This window comes from Alphaproteobacteria bacterium (genome assembly GCA_017308135.1).
In the GTDB taxonomy this organism is placed as follows: domain Bacteria; phylum Pseudomonadota; class Alphaproteobacteria; order CACIAM-22H2; family CACIAM-22H2; genus Tagaea.
In genome coordinates this window covers 119,312-136,053 of sequence record JAFKFM010000012.1, presented here as the reverse complement: position 1 = coordinate 136,053, position 16,742 = coordinate 119,312, and the positions used below count along the sequence as shown (strand labels likewise).

16 protein-coding genes are annotated in these 16,742 nt (G+C 64.8%); 8 read left to right on the top strand and 8 right to left on the bottom strand.

The genetic code is table 11. The annotated features are described in order from the left end of the window. The first annotated feature begins 103 nt into the window (after window positions 1-103). A complete protein-coding gene (locus tag J0H39_22055; protein MBN9499449.1) occupies window positions 104-565 on the top strand; it encodes a RidA family protein in 462 nt (153 codons plus the stop codon). Between the two features lie 2 nt (window positions 566-567). Then, window positions 568-1,851: an alanine racemase gene (locus J0H39_22050; GenBank protein ID MBN9499448.1), complete on the top strand. Its 1,284-nt coding sequence runs from the start codon at window positions 568-570 to the stop codon at window positions 1,849-1,851. 28 nt (window positions 1,852-1,879) lie between these two features. Here J0H39_22050 and J0H39_22045 read toward each other — a convergent pair whose 3' ends face one another. The 6 genes from J0H39_22045 to J0H39_22020 are packed head-to-tail and all read right to left on the bottom strand — an operon-like array spanning window position 1,880 to window position 7,893. Next, window positions 1,880-2,950, bottom strand: a complete 1,071-nt coding sequence (locus J0H39_22045) for an isopenicillin N synthase family oxygenase (protein MBN9499447.1) — start codon at window positions 2,948-2,950, stop codon at window positions 1,880-1,882. A gap of 11 nt (window positions 2,951-2,961) precedes the next feature. Then, on the bottom strand, window positions 2,962-4,044 hold the full coding sequence (locus tag J0H39_22040) for an isopenicillin N synthase family oxygenase (GenBank protein MBN9499446.1): 1,083 nt from the start codon (window positions 4,042-4,044) through the stop codon (window positions 2,962-2,964). A 16-nt stretch (window positions 4,045-4,060) separates the two neighbouring features. Further along, complete coding sequence (locus J0H39_22035; protein MBN9499445.1) at window positions 4,061-4,876, bottom strand: ABC transporter permease; 816 nt, start codon at window positions 4,874-4,876, stop codon at window positions 4,061-4,063. Next, on the bottom strand, window positions 4,873-5,766 hold the full coding sequence (locus tag J0H39_22030) for an ABC transporter permease (GenBank protein MBN9499444.1): 894 nt from the start codon (window positions 5,764-5,766) through the stop codon (window positions 4,873-4,875). Before J0H39_22030 ends, J0H39_22035 begins: the two co-directional genes overlap by 4 nt. Beyond that, entirely contained in the window at window positions 5,766-6,836 is a 1,071-nt protein-coding gene (locus J0H39_22025) for an ABC transporter ATP-binding protein (protein ID MBN9499443.1), read from the bottom strand. The genes J0H39_22030 and J0H39_22025 overlap by 1 nt, the downstream gene beginning before the upstream one ends. A 7-nt stretch (window positions 6,837-6,843) precedes the next feature. After that, complete coding sequence (locus J0H39_22020) at window positions 6,844-7,893, bottom strand: extracellular solute-binding protein (GenBank protein MBN9499442.1); 1,050 nt, start codon at window positions 7,891-7,893, stop codon at window positions 6,844-6,846. Window positions 7,894-8,197: 304 nt separating this feature from the next. On the opposite strand from J0H39_22020, the gene J0H39_22015 reads away from it, so the two are divergent. From J0H39_22015 to J0H39_21995, 5 genes are read left to right on the top strand one after another with little or no spacing between them, the layout of a single operon-like run. After that, the gene (locus tag J0H39_22015; GenBank protein ID MBN9499441.1) at window positions 8,198-9,193 is read left to right on the top strand and encodes an isopenicillin N synthase family oxygenase; all 996 of its coding nucleotides are present in this window, start codon (window positions 8,198-8,200) and stop codon (window positions 9,191-9,193) included. Window positions 9,194-9,238: 45 nt separating this feature from the next. Then, entirely contained in the window at window positions 9,239-10,261 is a 1,023-nt protein-coding gene (locus J0H39_22010) for an ABC transporter substrate-binding protein (protein MBN9499440.1), read from the top strand. Between the two features lie 32 nt (window positions 10,262-10,293). Beyond that, window positions 10,294-11,148, top strand: a complete 855-nt coding sequence (locus J0H39_22005) for an ABC transporter permease (protein MBN9499439.1) — start codon at window positions 10,294-10,296, stop codon at window positions 11,146-11,148. Then, window positions 11,145-11,939, top strand: a complete 795-nt coding sequence (locus J0H39_22000) for an ABC transporter permease (GenBank protein MBN9499438.1) — start codon at window positions 11,145-11,147, stop codon at window positions 11,937-11,939. Before J0H39_22005 ends, J0H39_22000 begins: the two co-directional genes overlap by 4 nt. Beyond that, window positions 11,936-13,474 carry an amidohydrolase family protein gene (locus J0H39_21995; GenBank protein ID MBN9499437.1) on the top strand — a complete coding sequence of 513 codons (1,539 nt, stop codon included), beginning with the start codon at window positions 11,936-11,938 and terminating at the stop codon, window positions 13,472-13,474. The genes J0H39_22000 and J0H39_21995 overlap by 4 nt, the downstream gene beginning before the upstream one ends. Here the strand turns inward: J0H39_21995 and J0H39_21990 are convergent. After that, a complete protein-coding gene (locus J0H39_21990; GenBank protein ID MBN9499436.1) occupies window positions 13,471-14,103 on the bottom strand; it encodes an ureidoglycolate lyase in 633 nt (210 codons plus the stop codon). The genes J0H39_21995 and J0H39_21990 overlap by 4 nt on opposite strands. Window positions 14,104-14,275: 172 nt before the next feature. Between J0H39_21990 and zwf the strand changes: the two genes are divergently transcribed. Next, window positions 14,276-15,733: a glucose-6-phosphate dehydrogenase gene (gene zwf, locus J0H39_21985; protein ID MBN9499435.1), complete on the top strand. Its 1,458-nt coding sequence runs from the start codon at window positions 14,276-14,278 to the stop codon at window positions 15,731-15,733. Here the strand turns inward: zwf and J0H39_21980 are convergent. After that, window positions 15,730-16,731 carry an extracellular solute-binding protein gene (locus J0H39_21980; protein ID MBN9499434.1) on the bottom strand — a complete coding sequence of 334 codons (1,002 nt, stop codon included), beginning with the start codon at window positions 16,729-16,731 and terminating at the stop codon, window positions 15,730-15,732. The two genes, zwf and J0H39_21980, sit on opposite strands and share 4 nt — an antisense overlap. Window positions 16,732-16,742: the final 11 nt, after the last annotated feature.

Genomic DNA, 16,742 nt, shown 5'->3' with positions numbered 1-16,742 from the left:
GAGCGCGGACTCGTCCGATACAAGCCGCTATAATCGGCCCTGCGCGGCCATTCGCCCTTTCGCAAGGGCCATTCGAAAATCCGCCGCGAAGGGAGATCTCGCCATGTCGGCGGAAGCGAACTTGAAAGCGTTGGGAATCGTGTTGCCCGAAACGGTCGCGCCGGTCGCGACCTATGTTCCGTTCCGCCTGCACGGCGATACGCTTTATCTGTCGGGCCAGGGCCCGCGCCGGAAGGAAGGCGGCTACGAGACCGGCATCGTCGGCAAGGACGTGACGGTCGACGCCGCCTATCAGCACGCGCGCACGACCGGGCTCGGGCTTCTCGCGACGGTGCGCCAAGCGCTGGGCAGTCTCGATCGCGTCGACTACATCGTGAAGCTGCTGGGCATGGTCAATGCGGCCCCCGGTTTCGGATCGCAGCCGCAAGTGATCAACGGCTGCTCGGATCTGTTCGTCGAAGTGTTCGGCGATCTCGGCCGCCATGCGCGCTCGGCCGTCGGCATGGGCAGTCTGCCCAACAACATGACGGTGGAGATCGAGGCGATCTTCGCCGTGAAACGCTGATCATGGATATCTCGGCGATCCTCGACGGCACGCTCGATGACCTCGACAAGGGTGTGCCCGGCGGCGCTTCGCTGCGTTTGCGCGATGCCGGCAAGCAAGGCTGGAATCTTCTGGCGGAGGATCTGCCGCTGCCGGTCTGCGTGCTCAAGCGCGACGCGATCGAAGCCAACGAAAAGCTGATGGCGAAGTTCCTCGCCGCGACGGGCGCCATCCTCGCCCCGCACGGCAAGACGACGATGAGTCCGCAGCTGTTCAAGCGCCAGCTCGATGCGGGCGCTTGGGCGATCACCCTCGCCAATGTCGCCCAGATCCAAGTCGCGCGGCGTTTCGGCGTGCGGCGGATCGTGCTCGCCAATCAATTGATCGGCAAACAGGCCATCCGATACGTCGTCGACGAACTGGCGCGCGACACGGCGTTCGAATTCTTTTGCCTGATCGATTCGCCTGAAGGGCTGGCCGCCCTCGTCGATGCCGCGCGCGCGAAGGATTTGCGCGGCCGGATCGGCGTCTTCCTCGAAGGCGGCATGGCGGGGATGCGCACGGGCGTGCGTACCCATGACGCCGCGTTGGCACTGGCGCGTGCGATCAAGGCGGCGGCGCCGTTCGTCGCCTTGCGCGGCGTGGAAGGTTTCGAAGGCTTGGTCTCGGGCCCCGAAGGCGCCTTGAAAGTCACGGCTTTCGTCGAATTCCTGGCGAAGATCGCCGAAAGCGTCGATGCGGAAAACCTATGGGGCGAGGGGCCGGCGATCCTGACCGCCGGCGGCTCGGCATTCTACGACATCGTCGCGCGGCGATTCGCCAGCCTCACGTTGAAGCGCGAGAAGGTCACGCTGATCCGCTCGGGCTGTTACCTCACGCATGATTCCAAGATGTACGATCTGGCCTTCGATCAGATCGCGCATCGCATGCCCGAGTTCGCGCGCGAAGGCCGGCCGCAATCGGCGTTGGAGGTTTGGGCCTATGTCCAATCGCGCCCGGAACCCACGCGCGTGCTGGTGACCTTGGGCAAACGCGACACCGCCTACGATCCGTTCCTGCCGGAGCCGAAACTCTGGTATCGGCCCGGCACGACGCCGCGCGCGCCGCAAGCGCTCGCCGGGCATGTTTGCGTGTCGCTCAACGATCAGCACTGCTATCTCGACGTGCCGGCGGATTCACCCTTGCGCGTGGGCGACATGGTCGGCTTCGGCGTTTCGCACCCGTGCCTGACCTTCGACAAATGGCGCGTCATGCCGATCGTCGATCGCGAGTACGGTGTCGTCGACGCGATCCGGACCTTTTTCTGAATAGTCGCGGTCCGGATCGCCGCCGGCGTCACATCGCGCCGGCTTTCTCGTATTGGCCGATCGACATCGTCTTGTCCTGCACCTTGCCCTCGAATTGGCGCTGGCCGACCGAGTGCAGCATGCGGAAGCGCATATATTCGCCCGCATACATGTCGTCGTAGCGCGACGGGTTTTCGGCCGAAGCCGTGCCGGGAACCGGATCGAGCTTCGCCCAGAAATTCGGCTTCTGGAAGAAACCCAGCGAGATACGCGCCGTATGCGCTTGGTCGCGCGGCGGGTTGGCGACGCGATGCTTGGACGAGCGCCAGCGGTCGTTGGTCCAGCGGCGCATCGTGTCGCCGATATTCATCATGATCTGTCCTTCGACGCCGCGCATGTCGCGCCACACGCCGTCGTCACCCAGGATTTGCAACCCGCCGGGATGCGCGCCGTCCAGGCCCGAATCTTGGAAGAGATACGTCATCGCGCCGACATCGGAATGCGGCGGCGAGCGCATGTCTTCGCCCGTGGGCGCTTCGGGCTGGGGCGGGTAGTGCATCCAGCTCATCGTGCTTTCGTGTTTGTCGAACTTGTCGTCGAACCAATGTTCGTCCTGACCGAGCGCCATCGACGCGATGCGCACGACAATCTTCGACGCGCGTTCCATCTGCGTATAGAGCGCGAGATATGTTTCCTGGAAGCCGGGCAGATCGGGCCAGCGATTGGGCTGGTACTCCCAACCCACATCGGGATGGTCGGGCTTGTATTCGGCCGACGGCACCGGGCGGCTGATCATGAATTTCTCGCGCAGCTGAACGCCGTTATTGCCGCCGAACAGCTTGCCCACGCTTTCCGAGCCCTTGCCGAAATAGCCATTGAAATTGATCGGCGTCTCGGGCCCCAGCGCCTTCTTCGTTTCCATCGGCAGCGCGAAGAAGCGACGCGCCTCGGCGAAGCAGCGGTCGAGCAAGGCGAGATCGACGCCGTGACCCTTCAGGATCATGAACCCGTTCTCGCGGCCGGCGCGATCGAATTCGGCGGCGACTTCCTTCTTGGCGGCGAGATCGCCTTGATCGAATTTGGCGAGGTCGATGACGCGGGCGACGGCGATATTGGACATGGGGTCTCTCCTCAGGCTTGTTGTTGGGGTTCGAGCTTGCGGCCATAGGCGGGATCGGGCGCCGCCATCAAACCGGGTTCGAACACGCTTTCGACGTTCTCGAGCACGCCCACGGAATGGAGCATGCGGTAGCGCATATATTCGCCCGCCGGCATCGGCGGGTAGACGGGGGCTTCGCCCGGCGCCACGCAACTCGGCACCGCCGCCAAGGCCGCGTGGAAATTCGGCTTCTGGAAGAAAGCGAGCGACACGCGGCCCTTGGCTGCCGACGCGGCATCCGGCGGATTGGCGACGCGATGCAGCGACGAGGTCCAGCGATTATTGGTCCAGCGGCGCAACAGATCGCCGACATTGACCATGATTGTGCCCGGCTCGTAGCGCGCATCGAGCCATTTGCCGTGCTCGTCCATGATCTCCAGTCCGCCACTGGCGAGGCCTTGGCCGATCCCTTCGATCAGAATGGTGATCGAGCCGATATCGCGATGCGGGCTGGAGCGGAACTGCCCTTCCTTGGCGCCCGAAGGTTGCGGCGGATAATGGTTCCAGGTCGCCGTGCTCTCCTGCTTATCGAGCTTGTCGTCGAACCATTCGGCGTTCATGCCCAAAGCGGCGGCCATCACGCCCATCACGCGTTTGCCGGTCGTTTCCATCGCGGCGTAGTAGGCGAGGAAGGTCGGCGCGAACGCGGCGGGATCGGCCGGCAGCCGGTTGGGCTGATATTCCCAACCGATCTTCGGCTGGGCCGGATCGTATTCGCCGGTATCGGTCGGGCGGCTGATCTTGAATTTCTCCTTGAGATCGAAATTCGTTTTCGAGCCGAACAGGGCGCCGGACAATTCGCTTTCCGGGCCCCAATAGCCGTTGAAATCGCCATCCTTCGCCGGGCCGTAGCGGCGCTTGAAGGCCGCGGGCTTGGCGAAGAAATCCTGCGCCGCCGCGACGCATTTGGCGGTCAGGTCGATCGGGAAACCGTGACCCGCGAAACGCATGAAGCCAAGATGGCGCCCGGCGTCGTCGACTTGGCGCGCGACGGCCTCGCGGTCGGCGGCGGTGCCTTCGAAGAACGGCGTCAGATCGATCGTGGGTATCGCCACGGCAATTCCTTCCCGGTCAGTCGTTGAGTTTCTCGAGCCCGAGCGTCGACGAGACGACGCCCAGAATCACGACCGACAACGCGATTTGTGCGGCCGATACGGCGGCGACCATCGGCGTGTTGTCGTTCTGCACCAGCGACATCAGCTCGACCGGCAAGGGCCGGTCGCGATGGCCATGGGTGAAGATCGCGACCGAGATATTGTCGAAGCCTTCGATGAAGGTGAATGCCGCGCCGGCCCATATCGCGGGCAGCAACAACGGCAACACGACATGGCGGAAGGTCTGGAACCGCGTGGCGCCGAGATTGGCGGACGCCTCCTCCAGCGCCACGTCGAGGCGCATCAGCCGCGCCATGACGATGCGGATCATCACCGCCAGGATGAAGCACGCGACCGCCAAGCTTTGCAGGCCGATCGATGGGCGCGCATTGATCGTGGCGCCCGCGAACAGGATGGCGATGCCCAGCACGATACCGGGCACCATATGCGGGAACAGAACGAACACCGACAACGCCTGCCGGCCCTTGAAACGGCCGCGCACGCAGGCGATGGCCGTGGGCACGCCCAGCGCCAGGCACATGCCGGTGACGATCAGGCCGACTTTCAGGCTGACCCACATCGCCTGGATCAACTCGGGCGTGGCGAACAGCTTGGCGTACCAGTCGAAGGTGAAGCCGACCGGCGGGAACGACACGTAGCTGCGCGTATCGAACGAAATCGCGACCACGATCAGCGACGGCGCCACGAGCAACGCGAGCGACAGAAAGCCGATGGCGTAGATCGCCGCGACGCCGATGCGGTCGGTCAACGCGATTTTCCGGGCGCCGCTCACGCCACACCTTCCTGGCGGATCCAACGCGTCGCGGCCTGGCTCGCCCAGGTGAAGAGCCCGATGAAGAAGATGCAGGTGACGAGCAGCAGCGTCGAGGTGACGGCCCCCTTGCTCCATTCGAGCGAATAGACCATCTGCTCGAACGCCATCGTCGCGGCGTTGAGATAGTTCCCGCCGCCCAGCAATTGCGGCACAACGAAGGTCGTGTAGCTCAGCGTGAAGACGAGCGTGGCGCCGGTGCCGATCCCCGGCACGCTCATCGGCAGGATCACGTGGCGCAGGGTCTGCAAACGCGAGGCGCCGAGATTGGCCGAGGCTTCGTCGAGCGCCTTGTCGTGGCGCGTCATCACCGCGATCAGCGGCAGGATCATCAAGGGCAGATGCACCTGGGTCATGCCGATCAGCACGGCCCAATGCGTATTGAGGATGCGCAAGGGCGTGTCGATCAAGCCGAGATCGAGCAGGGCGCGGTTCACGATGCCGCGCTGCCCGCCGAGGATCACGATCCAGGCATAGGTGCGCACGATGCCGCTGGTCAGCAGCGGGGCGATCACCGCGATCAGAATCGCGCGGCGCGCGAACGTGCCGGAGCGCAAATAGAGATACGCGACCGGAAAGCCGAAGATCAGGCACAACGCCGTGACCGACAGCGATAGATTGATCGAGCGCTGGAAGGTCAGCAGATACAGCCGGTCGCCGAGGATCTTCGTCAGATGGTCGAGGGTGAAATCCTGCGACACGATCACGCCGCGCGACACCACGATATCCGAAAAGCCGAAGGACAGCAGCAGGACGAGCGGTATCACCATCAGCACGGTCAGGAAGGCGACCGCCGGGATCGCGGGCCAAAACCCGCGCCCATTGGCGAAGCGCGCGATCATATCGAGCATCAGGACGACGCCTCGAACACGACGCAGGCGCTGGCGTCGCGCACGGCAAGCCCCACCTTCGCGCCGACCGGCAGATGGCCCGCTGGCGAATCGCGCAAAGCGGCGATCTTGAAGCTGGTGCCGTCGGCGGCGTCGATCTCGTATTCGACGATGGCGCCGGCGGGCCGGCCGAACGTAACGCGGCCTTGCCAGCCGGCACGCGAATCGCCCGCATCGAGGATCTCGAAATTCTGCGGCCGCACCAGGACCTGCACGTCGCCGCTGAGGGGTGTGGCGAGTTTGATGCCGCCCGGCAGCGTCGCCGCGCCGCCCGACGCGCGCGCGACGAGCATGTTCGACGTGCCGACGAATTGCGCGACGTAAGGCGAGGCGGGCCGGTCGTAGATGTCGATCGGATTGGCGACCTGGGCGATGCGGCCCCCGCCCATGACCGCGACGCGGTCGGAGATCGCCAGGGCTTCGTCCTGATCGTGGGTGACGAAGATCGCTGTCATGCCCAGGCGCTTGATCAGCTTGCGCAGCTCCGCCTGCATGCCCGCGCGCAGCTTGGCGTCGAGGGCGTTGAACGCTTCGTCGAGCAGCAGCAATTTGGGTTCGACGACCAAGGCGCGCGCCACGGCGACGCGCTGCTGCTGACCGCCGGACAAGGCGATCGGGTAGCGGTCCTTGAGTTCGGAGAGCGAGACGAGGGCGAGAATATCGGCCACGCGCCGATCGATTTCGGCCTTCGGCGCCCCGCGCATTTTCAGTCCGTAGCCGACATTGGCGGCGACGGTCAGATGCGGGAACAGCGCGTAGTTCTGGAACACGACGCCGACCGGGCGGCGATTGACGGGCAGGGCCAGCGTGTCGATATCGTCGATGGCGATGCGGCCCGCATCGGGTTCGGCAAACCCTGCGATACAGCGCAGCAGCGTGGTCTTGCCGCAGCCCGACGGCCCGAGCAGCGTGACGATCTCGCCCCTGCCGATCGCAAGCGCGCAATCGGCCAGGGCGACGTGATCGCCGAAACGCTTGGTCAGGCCGTCGATGGCGACGAAAGGCGCCAAACCGACATAGGCACCGTCCATCGCCCGATCAGCCCGCGAAGACGCGGTCGAAGGCTTCGGTGATGCGTCCGCGTGCGGGTGCGAGCTTCGTCCAATCCACCGCTTGGATCTTCGCGATCTCTTCCGCCGAGGACGGCATGAAGGGGGCGGCTTCCGGCGGCGGCAGAACGCCCTTCACCGTCGGCCCAAAGAAATAGGGCGCGTTGGCCGCGAATTTCTGATGCTCGGGCGACAGCATCTCGTTGATCAGGTCGAAGGCCACGTCCTTGGCGGCCGAGTTCACGAACAACGTGCTCGACGACGGCAACACCATCGTGCCCGGTTCCGGCTTGACGAAGCCGATCGGCAAACCGCGCGACGCGGCGATGGCCGTATTCGTGTGCCATAGCACCGCGGCCGAAATTTCGCCGCGCTCCATCATCTGCGTCAGCAGGCCGGGGGTGCGGCCGACGACGGGGTTGATTTCCTTCCACTTGGCGAGACCGGCATCGAGATCGTCGGGGCCCGCGCCGAACAGGCGCGCCGCCATCGACAAGGTGCCGAGGCCGAGATTGGACGCGGGCCGCGCGATGCCGACCTTGCCCTTGAGCTCGGGCTTCCACAGATCGGCCCAGGTCTTCGGCGGCTCCTTCAGCAGTTCGCGATTATAGGCGATACCGATCACCGTATAGGTGACGGGAACGCCGTAGCCATAGGCTTCGACCAGGAAGCGCGGCTCCACATTCGCGGCGTTCGGCACGCTGGAAAGATCGTATTTCTCGAGCACGCCTTCGGCGACGGCGTTGAGCACGGCGGGCGGCTCCATCCCGGTCATGTCGTAAGGCGAAGCGCCACGCGCGGCTTTCACCTGGGCGATCGCTTCGGCCGACAGGCCGGGCACGATGCGCACGGTGGTGCCCGGACGGCGGCCCTGGACGATGGCGGCCGCGCGCTTATAGGGATCGTCGAGCGCGCCGCCGAAGCCGATCACGACCAATTCGCGCGCCTGGGCGCGCACGAGGCGCGGTGCGGCGAGAACGGCACCGGCGCCGGCGAGACCGGCAAAAAGGCGGCGGCGGGAAACGGAACGGATCGGCATGGCGGTCATTCTCCAGGTTTCGCGACGGGTCTGGAGGGATTGTGTGCAATCCATATGCCGGGCATAGCGCTTGCAGTTCACGCGGTGGGAGTACATTCGCATGCACGCGCGCCATCGCCGGATTTCGTTTGAATGCCGTTATTTAAGCCGGGGTGCGGCTTTGCCCTACGGCGATCCGTCGCGCGAAACGCCCAAGAACCCTGCCGAAACCTTCGGCAGTCGGATCAACCTGTATGCAACAGTTAATCCTGTATGCAATTTGATCCGCCCCTGTTCGAAGACGCCTTAACGAGAGGAAATCGCCATGACCCAAGTTCCCGTGATCGACATTTCGGGCTTCGCCACGGGCGACGCCGCCACGCGTGCGGCGATCGCCAAGAAGGTGGACGACACGTTCCGCCAGATCGGATTCCTGACGCTGACCGGCCACGGCGTGCCGACCGACGCGATCGGCGCCGCTTTCGCTACGGCGCATGAATTCTTCCGTCTGCCGGAGGAAGAGAAGGCGAAATACGCGCCGCCCGCGCTCGACATTTTCCGTGGCTTCAACAGCTCGGCCACGCAACGCTCCGGCTCGTCGTACAACAAGGGGCTGCCGCCCGATCTGCGCGAGAATTACATGATGAGCCGGATCGACATCGACGATCCGTATTTCCGCCGCCCGGAATTCGGCAACACCTACGCGCCGAATCATTGGCCCGAGACGCCCGCCGCCTATCGCGCGACGTGGGAGCGCTTCTATCGCGAGATGAACGGTCTGGCCGACCGTTTCATGCATATCTGCGCGACGGCGCTGGGACTCGAAGAAACCTGGTTCGACGACAAGACGGACAAATCGTCGTCGACCTGCACCGCCAACCATTACCCCTCGCAGCCCGACGCGCCTTTGCCCGGCCAATTGCGCGCCGGGGCGCATTCCGACGTTGGCAGCATCACGCTGCTGCTGCAGGAGCGCGCGATGGGCGGCTTGCAGGTGCTCGGCAAGGACGAGCAATGGCACGACGTGGTGACGCCGCGCGACGCGGTGATCGTCAATGTCGGCGATCTGCTGGCGCAATGGACCAACGACCGCTGGGTTTCGACCAAGCATCGCGTGGTCAATCCGCCGCGCGAATACGCGTCGACCGACCGCATGTCGCTGTCGTTCTTCCAGCATCCGAACTACGACGCGACCGTCGAATGCGTGCCGACCTGCACGGGCCCCGGCAATCCGCCGAAATACGAGCCGATCTGGGCGGGCACGCATATGCACCGGCGCATGATGCGCGCGCGCGAATGGAAGAAGGTCGACGCGGCCTGATTTCCGCCCCTCCGCTTCATTCCCCCTCGTGAAAGGATTCGACGAATGACAACCCGCAGACATTTTCTGATCGGCACGGCGGCGCTGTTGGGCGCCCCCGCGATCGTGCGCGCGCAGACCAAGGAGATCGTCGTCGGCGGCCCCGGCGGCATGGCCGGGCTGATGCGCGACGACATCATCCCCGCTTTCGAAAAGCGTACCGGCGCCAAGGTGCTGTTCGAAGGCTCGCGCTCGGTTGTGAACCTGCAGAAGCTGCAAACGAATAAGGACAAGCCGACGATGTCGGTCGTCATGATGGACGAAGACATCATGTTGCGCGCCGGCGGCGAAGGCCTGATCGCGCCGGTGACGCCTTCCGGCGTGAAGGGTCTGTCGAAAGTGGTGCCGGTCGCGGTCGCCAAGGACGGGATGTGGGTGCGCTATAAAACGCCGCGCGTCGCCGTGGCGTTCAACTCGACGCGCGTGCCCGGCGGCGTGCCGACCTGGGCCGAATTGTGGGACGCGAAGTATCGCGGTAAGCTGGCCGTGCCGCATATGAGCCTGACCTCGACCGCCAACGTGTTGACGATCGCGTCGCATCTGGAAACCGGCAAGCCCTTCCAGGAAGCGCAATACGACGTCGATGCCGGCTTCAAGAAGCTGCGCGCGCTGAAGCCCAATGTGATGGCCTTTTATAACAACGGCCAGCAAGGCCAGGCGCTGCTCGAACAGGGCGAAGCCTGGGCGATTCCTGGCGAGATCACGTCCTATGTGCTGCTGCGCAAGGGCGAGGGCGTGAAGATCGATCTGGCCGCCCCCAAGGAAGGCTCGTTCGGCATTCCGTCCTGCGTCGCCGAAGTGAAGGGCGCGCCGAATGCCGAACTCGCGCGCGAGTTCATCACCGAGTTGCTCGAAGCGCCCGCGCAGAAGCTATTCGCCGAGCGTTATTTCGACTCGCCGGCCAATCCCTCGACGCCGGTCGGCCCCGGCATCATGTCGCCCAGCGAGATGTTCAATACGGATTGGGAATTCGTGTCGAAGAATCGCGCGGCGTGGATCGAGCGCTTCGACCGCGAAGTCGTGGCCTGAGCGTGACGGCAATCGCGGGCAAGGCGGGCGGAATGATGAAACGGGCGGCCGCGCGCCGCCGTATCGATCCGCTGGCCCTGCTCGCGATTCCCGCCGCGGCTTATTTCGTCGTGGCGCTGGTCTTCCCGCTCGGGCGTCTGCTGCTCGACGGGTTCAGCGACGGCGACGGGGTGGGGATCGGCAATTTCACGCGCTATCTCAACGATCCCTATAGTCTCGGCGTCGTGTGGAACACGTTGCGTTATGGCGCGCTGGTGACGATCGTCGCCGCGATCGGTGGCTATGCCTACGCCTATACGATGGCGCGCAGCGGTCCGAAAATGCAGATGCTGCTGCTGATCGCCATCGTGCTGCCGATGACGACCAGCGTGATCGTCAAAGCCTTCGGCTGGTTGGTGCTGCTGCGCTCCAACGGCCTGGTCAATCATCTGCTGATGCTGACCGGCATTACGCGCGAGCCCTTGCCGCTGCTGTTTTCCCAACCCGGCCTGATCGTCGGTACGGCGTCGATCCTGCTGCCTTATATGGTGTTGCCGATCTTCGGCGTATTGCGCCAGATCCATCCCGATCTACTGGGGGCGGCCGCGACGCTGGGCGGCTCGCCCGTCTATTGCTTCCGCAAGGTCATCCTGCCGCTCAGCCTGCCGGGCTTGATCGCCGGCATCTGCTTCGTCTTCTCGATGGCCGTCTCGGCCTATGTCATTCCCAGCCTGCTGACCGGGGCGGGGTTCAAAACCCTGTCGAAAGTCGCGGCGGATTCCTATCTCGTCATCCTCAATCCGGTGCGCGGCGCCACGGTGTCGCTGATCCTGCTGGCGGTCGCCTTCGCCGCCGTGTTCCTCGCGGGCCGCGTGGTCAACCGCAAGCCGGGTCAGGTGCGCGCGTGATCAAACGCCCGCTCGAAAAGCTCGTCTTCGCGACGACCGGCTTGGTACTGGCGATCCAGTTGGCGCCGATCGTCGTCGTCGTGCTCGTCTCGGTCTCCGCCTCGCCGGTGTTCGACGTGACGGTCGGCGAGTTCTCCGCGCGCTGGTGGGAACGGCTCTGGGCCAACCGCACCTTCTGGAGCGCCATGACGCTCTCGGCGCAGATCGCGGCAGTCTCGACTTTCTTGGCGATCCTGCTGGGCACGCCCGCCGCGATCGCCATCGCGCGCGCCGCGTTTCCCGGCCGCGACGCGCTGGCGGCGCTGATCCTCTCGCCGCTGATGCTGCCGGGCATCGTGCTCGGTATCGCCATGCTGCAAGGCTTCAAGGCCTATGGCTTGACGGTTCCATTGGCGGCCATCGTCGCCGGGCACGTCGTGATGACGCTGCCCTTCATCGTGCGCTCCATCCTGGCCGCGTTGGCGTTGTTCGATTTCACGCTGATCGATGCGGCGCGCACGCTGGGCTGTTCCTTTCCGCGCGCGATCCGTAAAGTGATGATTCCGGCACTCGCGCCGGCCTATGTCAGCGGCGGAATCTTCGCCTTTCTCGCCTCGTTCGACAATTATCCGATCTCGATCTTTCTCGCTGATGCGCGTACGAAGACGCTACCCGTCCAACTGCTCGAATATATCGAAGAGTCGCCCAATCCCATGATCGCCGCCGTCTCCACCTTGCTGCTCGTCCTGACGATCGTCGCCCTGTTGGCGCTGGAACGCTTCGTGGGCTTGCGCCGCGCGGCCGCGATATGAGCGGCCAAATCCAACGCGTCGTCGCGGGCCGCATTCTCGAAGGCTTCGCGAAAGACGGCACGCCGATCCTGCACGAGAACGCGGCAATGGCGATCCAAGACGGCAAGGTGCTGGCGATCGGGCCGGCGGCCGAGATGCGCGCGGCGCATCCAGGTGCCGCGGAAACCGGCGGGCCGGAGATGTTCGTCATCCCCGGCCTTATCAACGCGCATCATCATGTCGGGTTGACGCCGCTGCAACTGGGCTCGCCCGATCATCCGCTGGAGCTGTGGTTCGCGAGCCGGTTGGCCTTGCGCGACGTCGATCCCTATCTCGATACGCTTTTCTCGGCGTTCGAGATGATCGCGAGCGGCGTGACGACCGTGCAGCATTTGCACAGCCGCGCGCCCGGCACGGCGGAGCAGATCGTCGCGACCGCTGGCCGGGTGATGGACGCCTATCGCGATATCGGCCTGCGCGCGTCCTATTCGATGGGCCTGCGCGACCAGAATCGTCTCGTCTACGCCGACGACGAAGAATTCACGGCCAGCGTGCCGGCGGATGTGCAGCCGAGCTTGCGCGACTATTTCAAGCGCTTCACCCTGCCACTCGACGATCAGCGCGCGGTCTATGAGGCGTTGCGCGCGAAGGCCGGCGGCCTGATCGCGGTTCAGCTGGCGCCGGCCAATCTACATTGGCTGTCGGATCGCGCGTTGGAACTCGCGGCCGAATTGTCGACGCGCGACAAGGCGCCGATGCATATCCATCTGGTCGAAACGGTCTACCAGAAGGCCTATGCGAAAAAGCGCACGGGCGGCACGGCGCTCGAACATCTCCATCGCATGGGCCTGACCGGGCCGTTGCTGACGGCCGGGCATTCGACCTGGATGACGGAAAGCGATATCGAGCTTTGCGCGCATACGGGCACGCGCATCTGCCATAATTGCAGCTCCAATCTGCGGCTCAAAAGCGGTTTGGCGCCGCTCAACCGCTTCCTCGCCAAGGGTATTCGCGTCGGTCTCGGCATGGACGAGGCGGGGATCAACGACGACCGCGACATGTTGCAGGAAATGCGCATGGCGCTGCGCATGCATCGCGAGCCGGGGCTCGATGCGCCGCATCCGGAGCCCGCGCAGATCCTGCGCATGGCGACCGAATTCGGCGCCGAGACGACGCCCTTCGGCACCGCGATCGGGCGCCTCCATCCCGGCTGCGAAGCCGATCTGGTGATGTTCGATTGGGATACGGTGACCTATCCCTATCAGAACGACGCGGTCGCACCGATCGACGTGCTGGTCCAGCGCGCGCGCGGCAATGCGGTTAAGCGCGTGATGATCGCGGGCGAGACCGTCTATAAGGATGGAAGCTTCACGAAGCTCGATCGCGATGCGACGCTGGCGGAAATCGCCGCGCGCATGAAGGCGCCGTTGACGCCGGCCGAACTTGACCGCGTGACGCTCGCCAAGTCGGTCTTCCCTTACGTGAAGCAGTTCTACGACGGCTATCTCGACGGGATCGGCATGGATCCCCATTACCGCCTCAGCGGCCGGGATTAGCGCGGCGTCAAAGGCACGCCGATATAGGCGCCGAATTCGGTGACGAAGTCGCACGACACGCAAGCGTGAACGCGGCCTTGGCGGTCGTCGAATGTCGCGCGCGCGTGCACGGGAAACACCGGCTGATGCCACACGCCGGGATCGATATGCACGCCGACGCTGCCGTCGAAATGGAAGGCGACGAAATCCTCGGGCTTCAAATCGTCGCCGGGCTTCGCCAACAGCGCCACGAAGGATGCGCCATCGCGCGGGACGAAGATCTGTCCGCCATCGGGATGGTAATTCGCCTCGTGCGTATAGAGCAGCGTGGCGTCCGTCGGTTCGCGGTCTTCGCGCGCATCGGCGGGATCGTCGAACCAGCCGGTCACATAGCCGCGCCCGACCGCGTGATTGACCGCGTGCTGAATTTGGCCGCGCCGGACCATCTCGAACGTATCCTCGACCGTGCCGCCTTCGTTGCCCGTGCCATCGACGATGGGCCGCCAGCCGGGTTGCGGCCAGGTGACGATCGTGACCTTGCCGGTCGCGAAATCGCGCACGAGGTGGCCGTACCCCTTCAAAGTTTCGGGGGTGGCCCGCACGAACGGGGCGGTGACGACGCGCGCTTCGCCGCGCAAAATGGACGGCATCGCGTCCAGATCGACGCCCGCGAAATTCGAAAAATCGACCTGTCCGCCCATGTTCCGCTCTCCGATTTCGGCCCGGATAAGTCTGCCCGGCCCGGAAATTCCCCGCAATGCTAATGACAAACCGGGGTGTTCCGTCGGATGCTGACGCCCGGTATCGGAAGGATAAAGTACCTTGTCACAGATCATTCCCGTCGCCCCGTTCGATTGCGTCGTGTTCGGCGGAACGGGCGACCTCGCCACGCGCAAATTGCTGCCCGCCCTCTGGCATCGCGACGCCGACGGCCAGATCCCGGCCGAGGCGCGGATCGTCGCCGTCTCACGGAAGAATTTCGACGATGCGGCCTATCGCAAGTTCGTCGAGGAGAATGTCCGCCCGACGCTGTCGCCCGGCGACAAGCCGCTCTGGGAGCGGTTCCTGGCGCGGCTGCGCCATGTGACGCTGGATGCGGAAGGCGAGCAGGGCTGGCCCGCGCTTGCCGACGCGTTGAAGGGCGGCGACGATCACGTCCGCGTCGTCTATCTCGCCACGTCGCCCAAATTCTTCGGGCCGATCGCGCGGCGCTTGGCCCAGCAAGGCCTCGTCACGCCGCTCACGCGCCTCGTGGTCGAAAAGCCGATCGGCTCCGACCTCGCCTCGGCGCGGCGGATCAACGACGAAATCGGCGCGGTGATCGACGAATCCGCGATCTATCGCATCGATCATTATCTGGGCAAGGAAACGGTCCAGAACCTGATCGCGTTGCGCTTCGCCAATTCGATGTTCGAGCCGTTGTGGTCGTCGCAATGGATCGACCATGTGCAGATCACGGTCGCCGAAACCGTCGGGCTCGAAAGCCGCGCCGATTACTACGACGGCTCGGGCGCCTTGCGCGACATGGTGCAGAACCATCTCGTCCAGCTGCTGTGCTTGGTGGCGATGGAGCCGCCGCGCGCCTTCGCGGCCGATGCGGTGCGCGACGAGAAGCTGAAAGTGCTGCGTGCGCTGGAGCCCGTCGCATCGTCGGCCATCGTACGCGGCCAATACGTGGCCGGCGCCATCGCGGGCACGGCCGTCCGCTCCTATGCCGACGATCTGGGCAAAGGCCGCACCAGTCGCACGGAAACCTTCGTCGCGATCAAGACGGGCATTGCCAATTGGCGCTGGGCGGGCGTGCCGTTCTATCTGCGCACCGGCAAGCGCCTGGCGAGCAAGAACTCCGAGATCGTGATCGCCTTCAAACCCGTGCCGCATTCGCTGTTCGGCGAGGGCGTGAAGCTCGAAGCCAACCGCCTGGTCGTGCGCTTGCAGCCCGACGAAGGCATCACGATGCGCTTGATGACGAAGGAGCCGGGGCCCGGCGGCATGCGTTTGCGGGCCGCACCGCTCGATCTATCCTTCGCGGAGGAATTCTCCGTCCGCTTCCCGGAAGCCTATGAGCGTTTGCTGATGGACGTGGTGCGCGGCAACCAGACGCTGTTCATGCGCCGCGACGAGGTCGAGGCCGCGTGGAGCTGGATCGATCCGCTGGTGCGCGAGTGGGAGCGCGGGAGCGAAGCCCCCAAGAATTACGTCGCCGGCAGCTGGGGGCCGGCGGCGGCCACCGCGCTGATCGAGCGCGATGGCCGTACCTGGCACGAAGAATTGACTTAACGCGCGGCCGCGACGGCGGCTTGCCATTCGGCGAGGAAGGCGTCGCGCTTGGCGGCGGCGTCGTTCTCGTCGAGCGCGAACACCTTGATCGAGCCCAAATTCGGCAGATCGGCGTGCTTGGACACGTCGATATCGCCGCGGCTCGGCCGGCGGAACGCGTTCTCCAACAGGGCGATCTGCACTTCGCGCGAGATCATCACGTCGAAAGCGCGCTTGGCCGCGTCGCCGTTGGGGGCACCCTTCGCCAGAACGATGAATTCCGGCGTCGTGAACGTGCCGTCCTCGGCGTAGACCAGTTTGATCTCCTTCTGGCCGCCGGCGACATAGGCATAGGCGTTCGATTCGAACGTCAGGCCCACGGTGAATTCGCCTTGCGCCACGGCGCGCAGCACGGTCGCGGCCGCCGGCGTCACGGTCGTGTTGACCGCGAGCTTGCGCAACGCCTCCGCGCCCAGCATTTGGCGCACGCCCCACAGGATGGTGAAGGCGGTCGAGCTGTTCGCGGGATCGGCGATGATAATCTTGCCTTTCCAGCGCGGGTCGAGCAGATCGGCCCAGGTCTTGGGCTGCGGATTGCCGCCCAGCTGATTGGTGTTCACCATCTGCACGACGACGTGGACGTTCGACGCGGTCCACAGATTCTGGGGTTCCGCGAACATCGCGGGGATCGAAGCGGCTTCGGGCGAGCGGTAGGATTCGAACAGCGGCTTGAACGCGCCCAGCGTGTTGGCGCTGGAGCTCCAGAACACGTCGGCTTGCGGCTTGCCCGCTTCGCTTTCCATGCGGCGCAGCAGGACCGCACTGCCGCCGGTCACGAAGTTGAAGCGCATATTGGGCGCCTTGGTGCGCGCGACGTCGGTGATCGACTGCACGGCCTGCTGGTTGTTCGACGTGTAGACGACGGCGTTGCCGGCCCCTTGCGCGAAAACGGGCAAGGGCAGGGCGGCCGAAGCGCCCAGACCGGCCAAAAGCGTGCGGCGATTCAATTCGAATTTCATTGTGCTCTCCT

Excerpts from the sequence above, each read along its gene's own strand:
- J0H39_22055 (MBN9499449.1), top strand. The coding sequence starts at position 104 with ATGTCGGCGGAAGCGAACTTGAAAGCGTTGGGAATCGTGTTGCCCGAA.
- J0H39_22050 (MBN9499448.1), top strand. The coding sequence starts at position 568 with ATGGATATCTCGGCGATCCTCGACGGCACGCTCGATGACCTCGACAAG.
- J0H39_22045 (MBN9499447.1), bottom strand. The coding sequence starts at position 2,950 with ATGTCCAATATCGCCGTCGCCCGCGTCATCGACCTCGCCAAATTCGAT.
- J0H39_22030 (MBN9499444.1), bottom strand. The coding sequence starts at position 5,766 with ATGCTCGATATGATCGCGCGCTTCGCCAATGGGCGCGGGTTTTGGCCC.
- J0H39_22025 (MBN9499443.1), bottom strand. The coding sequence starts at position 6,836 with ATGGACGGTGCCTATGTCGGTTTGGCGCCTTTCGTCGCCATCGACGGC.
- J0H39_22020 (MBN9499442.1), bottom strand. The coding sequence starts at position 7,893 with ATGCCGATCCGTTCCGTTTCCCGCCGCCGCCTTTTTGCCGGTCTCGCC.
- J0H39_22015 (MBN9499441.1), top strand. The coding sequence starts at position 8,198 with ATGACCCAAGTTCCCGTGATCGACATTTCGGGCTTCGCCACGGGCGAC.
- J0H39_22010 (MBN9499440.1), top strand. The coding sequence starts at position 9,239 with ATGACAACCCGCAGACATTTTCTGATCGGCACGGCGGCGCTGTTGGGC.
- J0H39_22005 (MBN9499439.1), top strand. The coding sequence starts at position 10,294 with ATGATGAAACGGGCGGCCGCGCGCCGCCGTATCGATCCGCTGGCCCTG.
- J0H39_21995 (MBN9499437.1), top strand. The coding sequence starts at position 11,936 with ATGAGCGGCCAAATCCAACGCGTCGTCGCGGGCCGCATTCTCGAAGGC.
- J0H39_21990 (MBN9499436.1), bottom strand. The coding sequence starts at position 14,103 with ATGCCGTCCATTTTGCGCGGCGAAGCGCGCGTCGTCACCGCCCCGTTC.
- J0H39_21980 (MBN9499434.1), bottom strand. The coding sequence starts at position 16,731 with ATGAAATTCGAATTGAATCGCCGCACGCTTTTGGCCGGTCTGGGCGCT.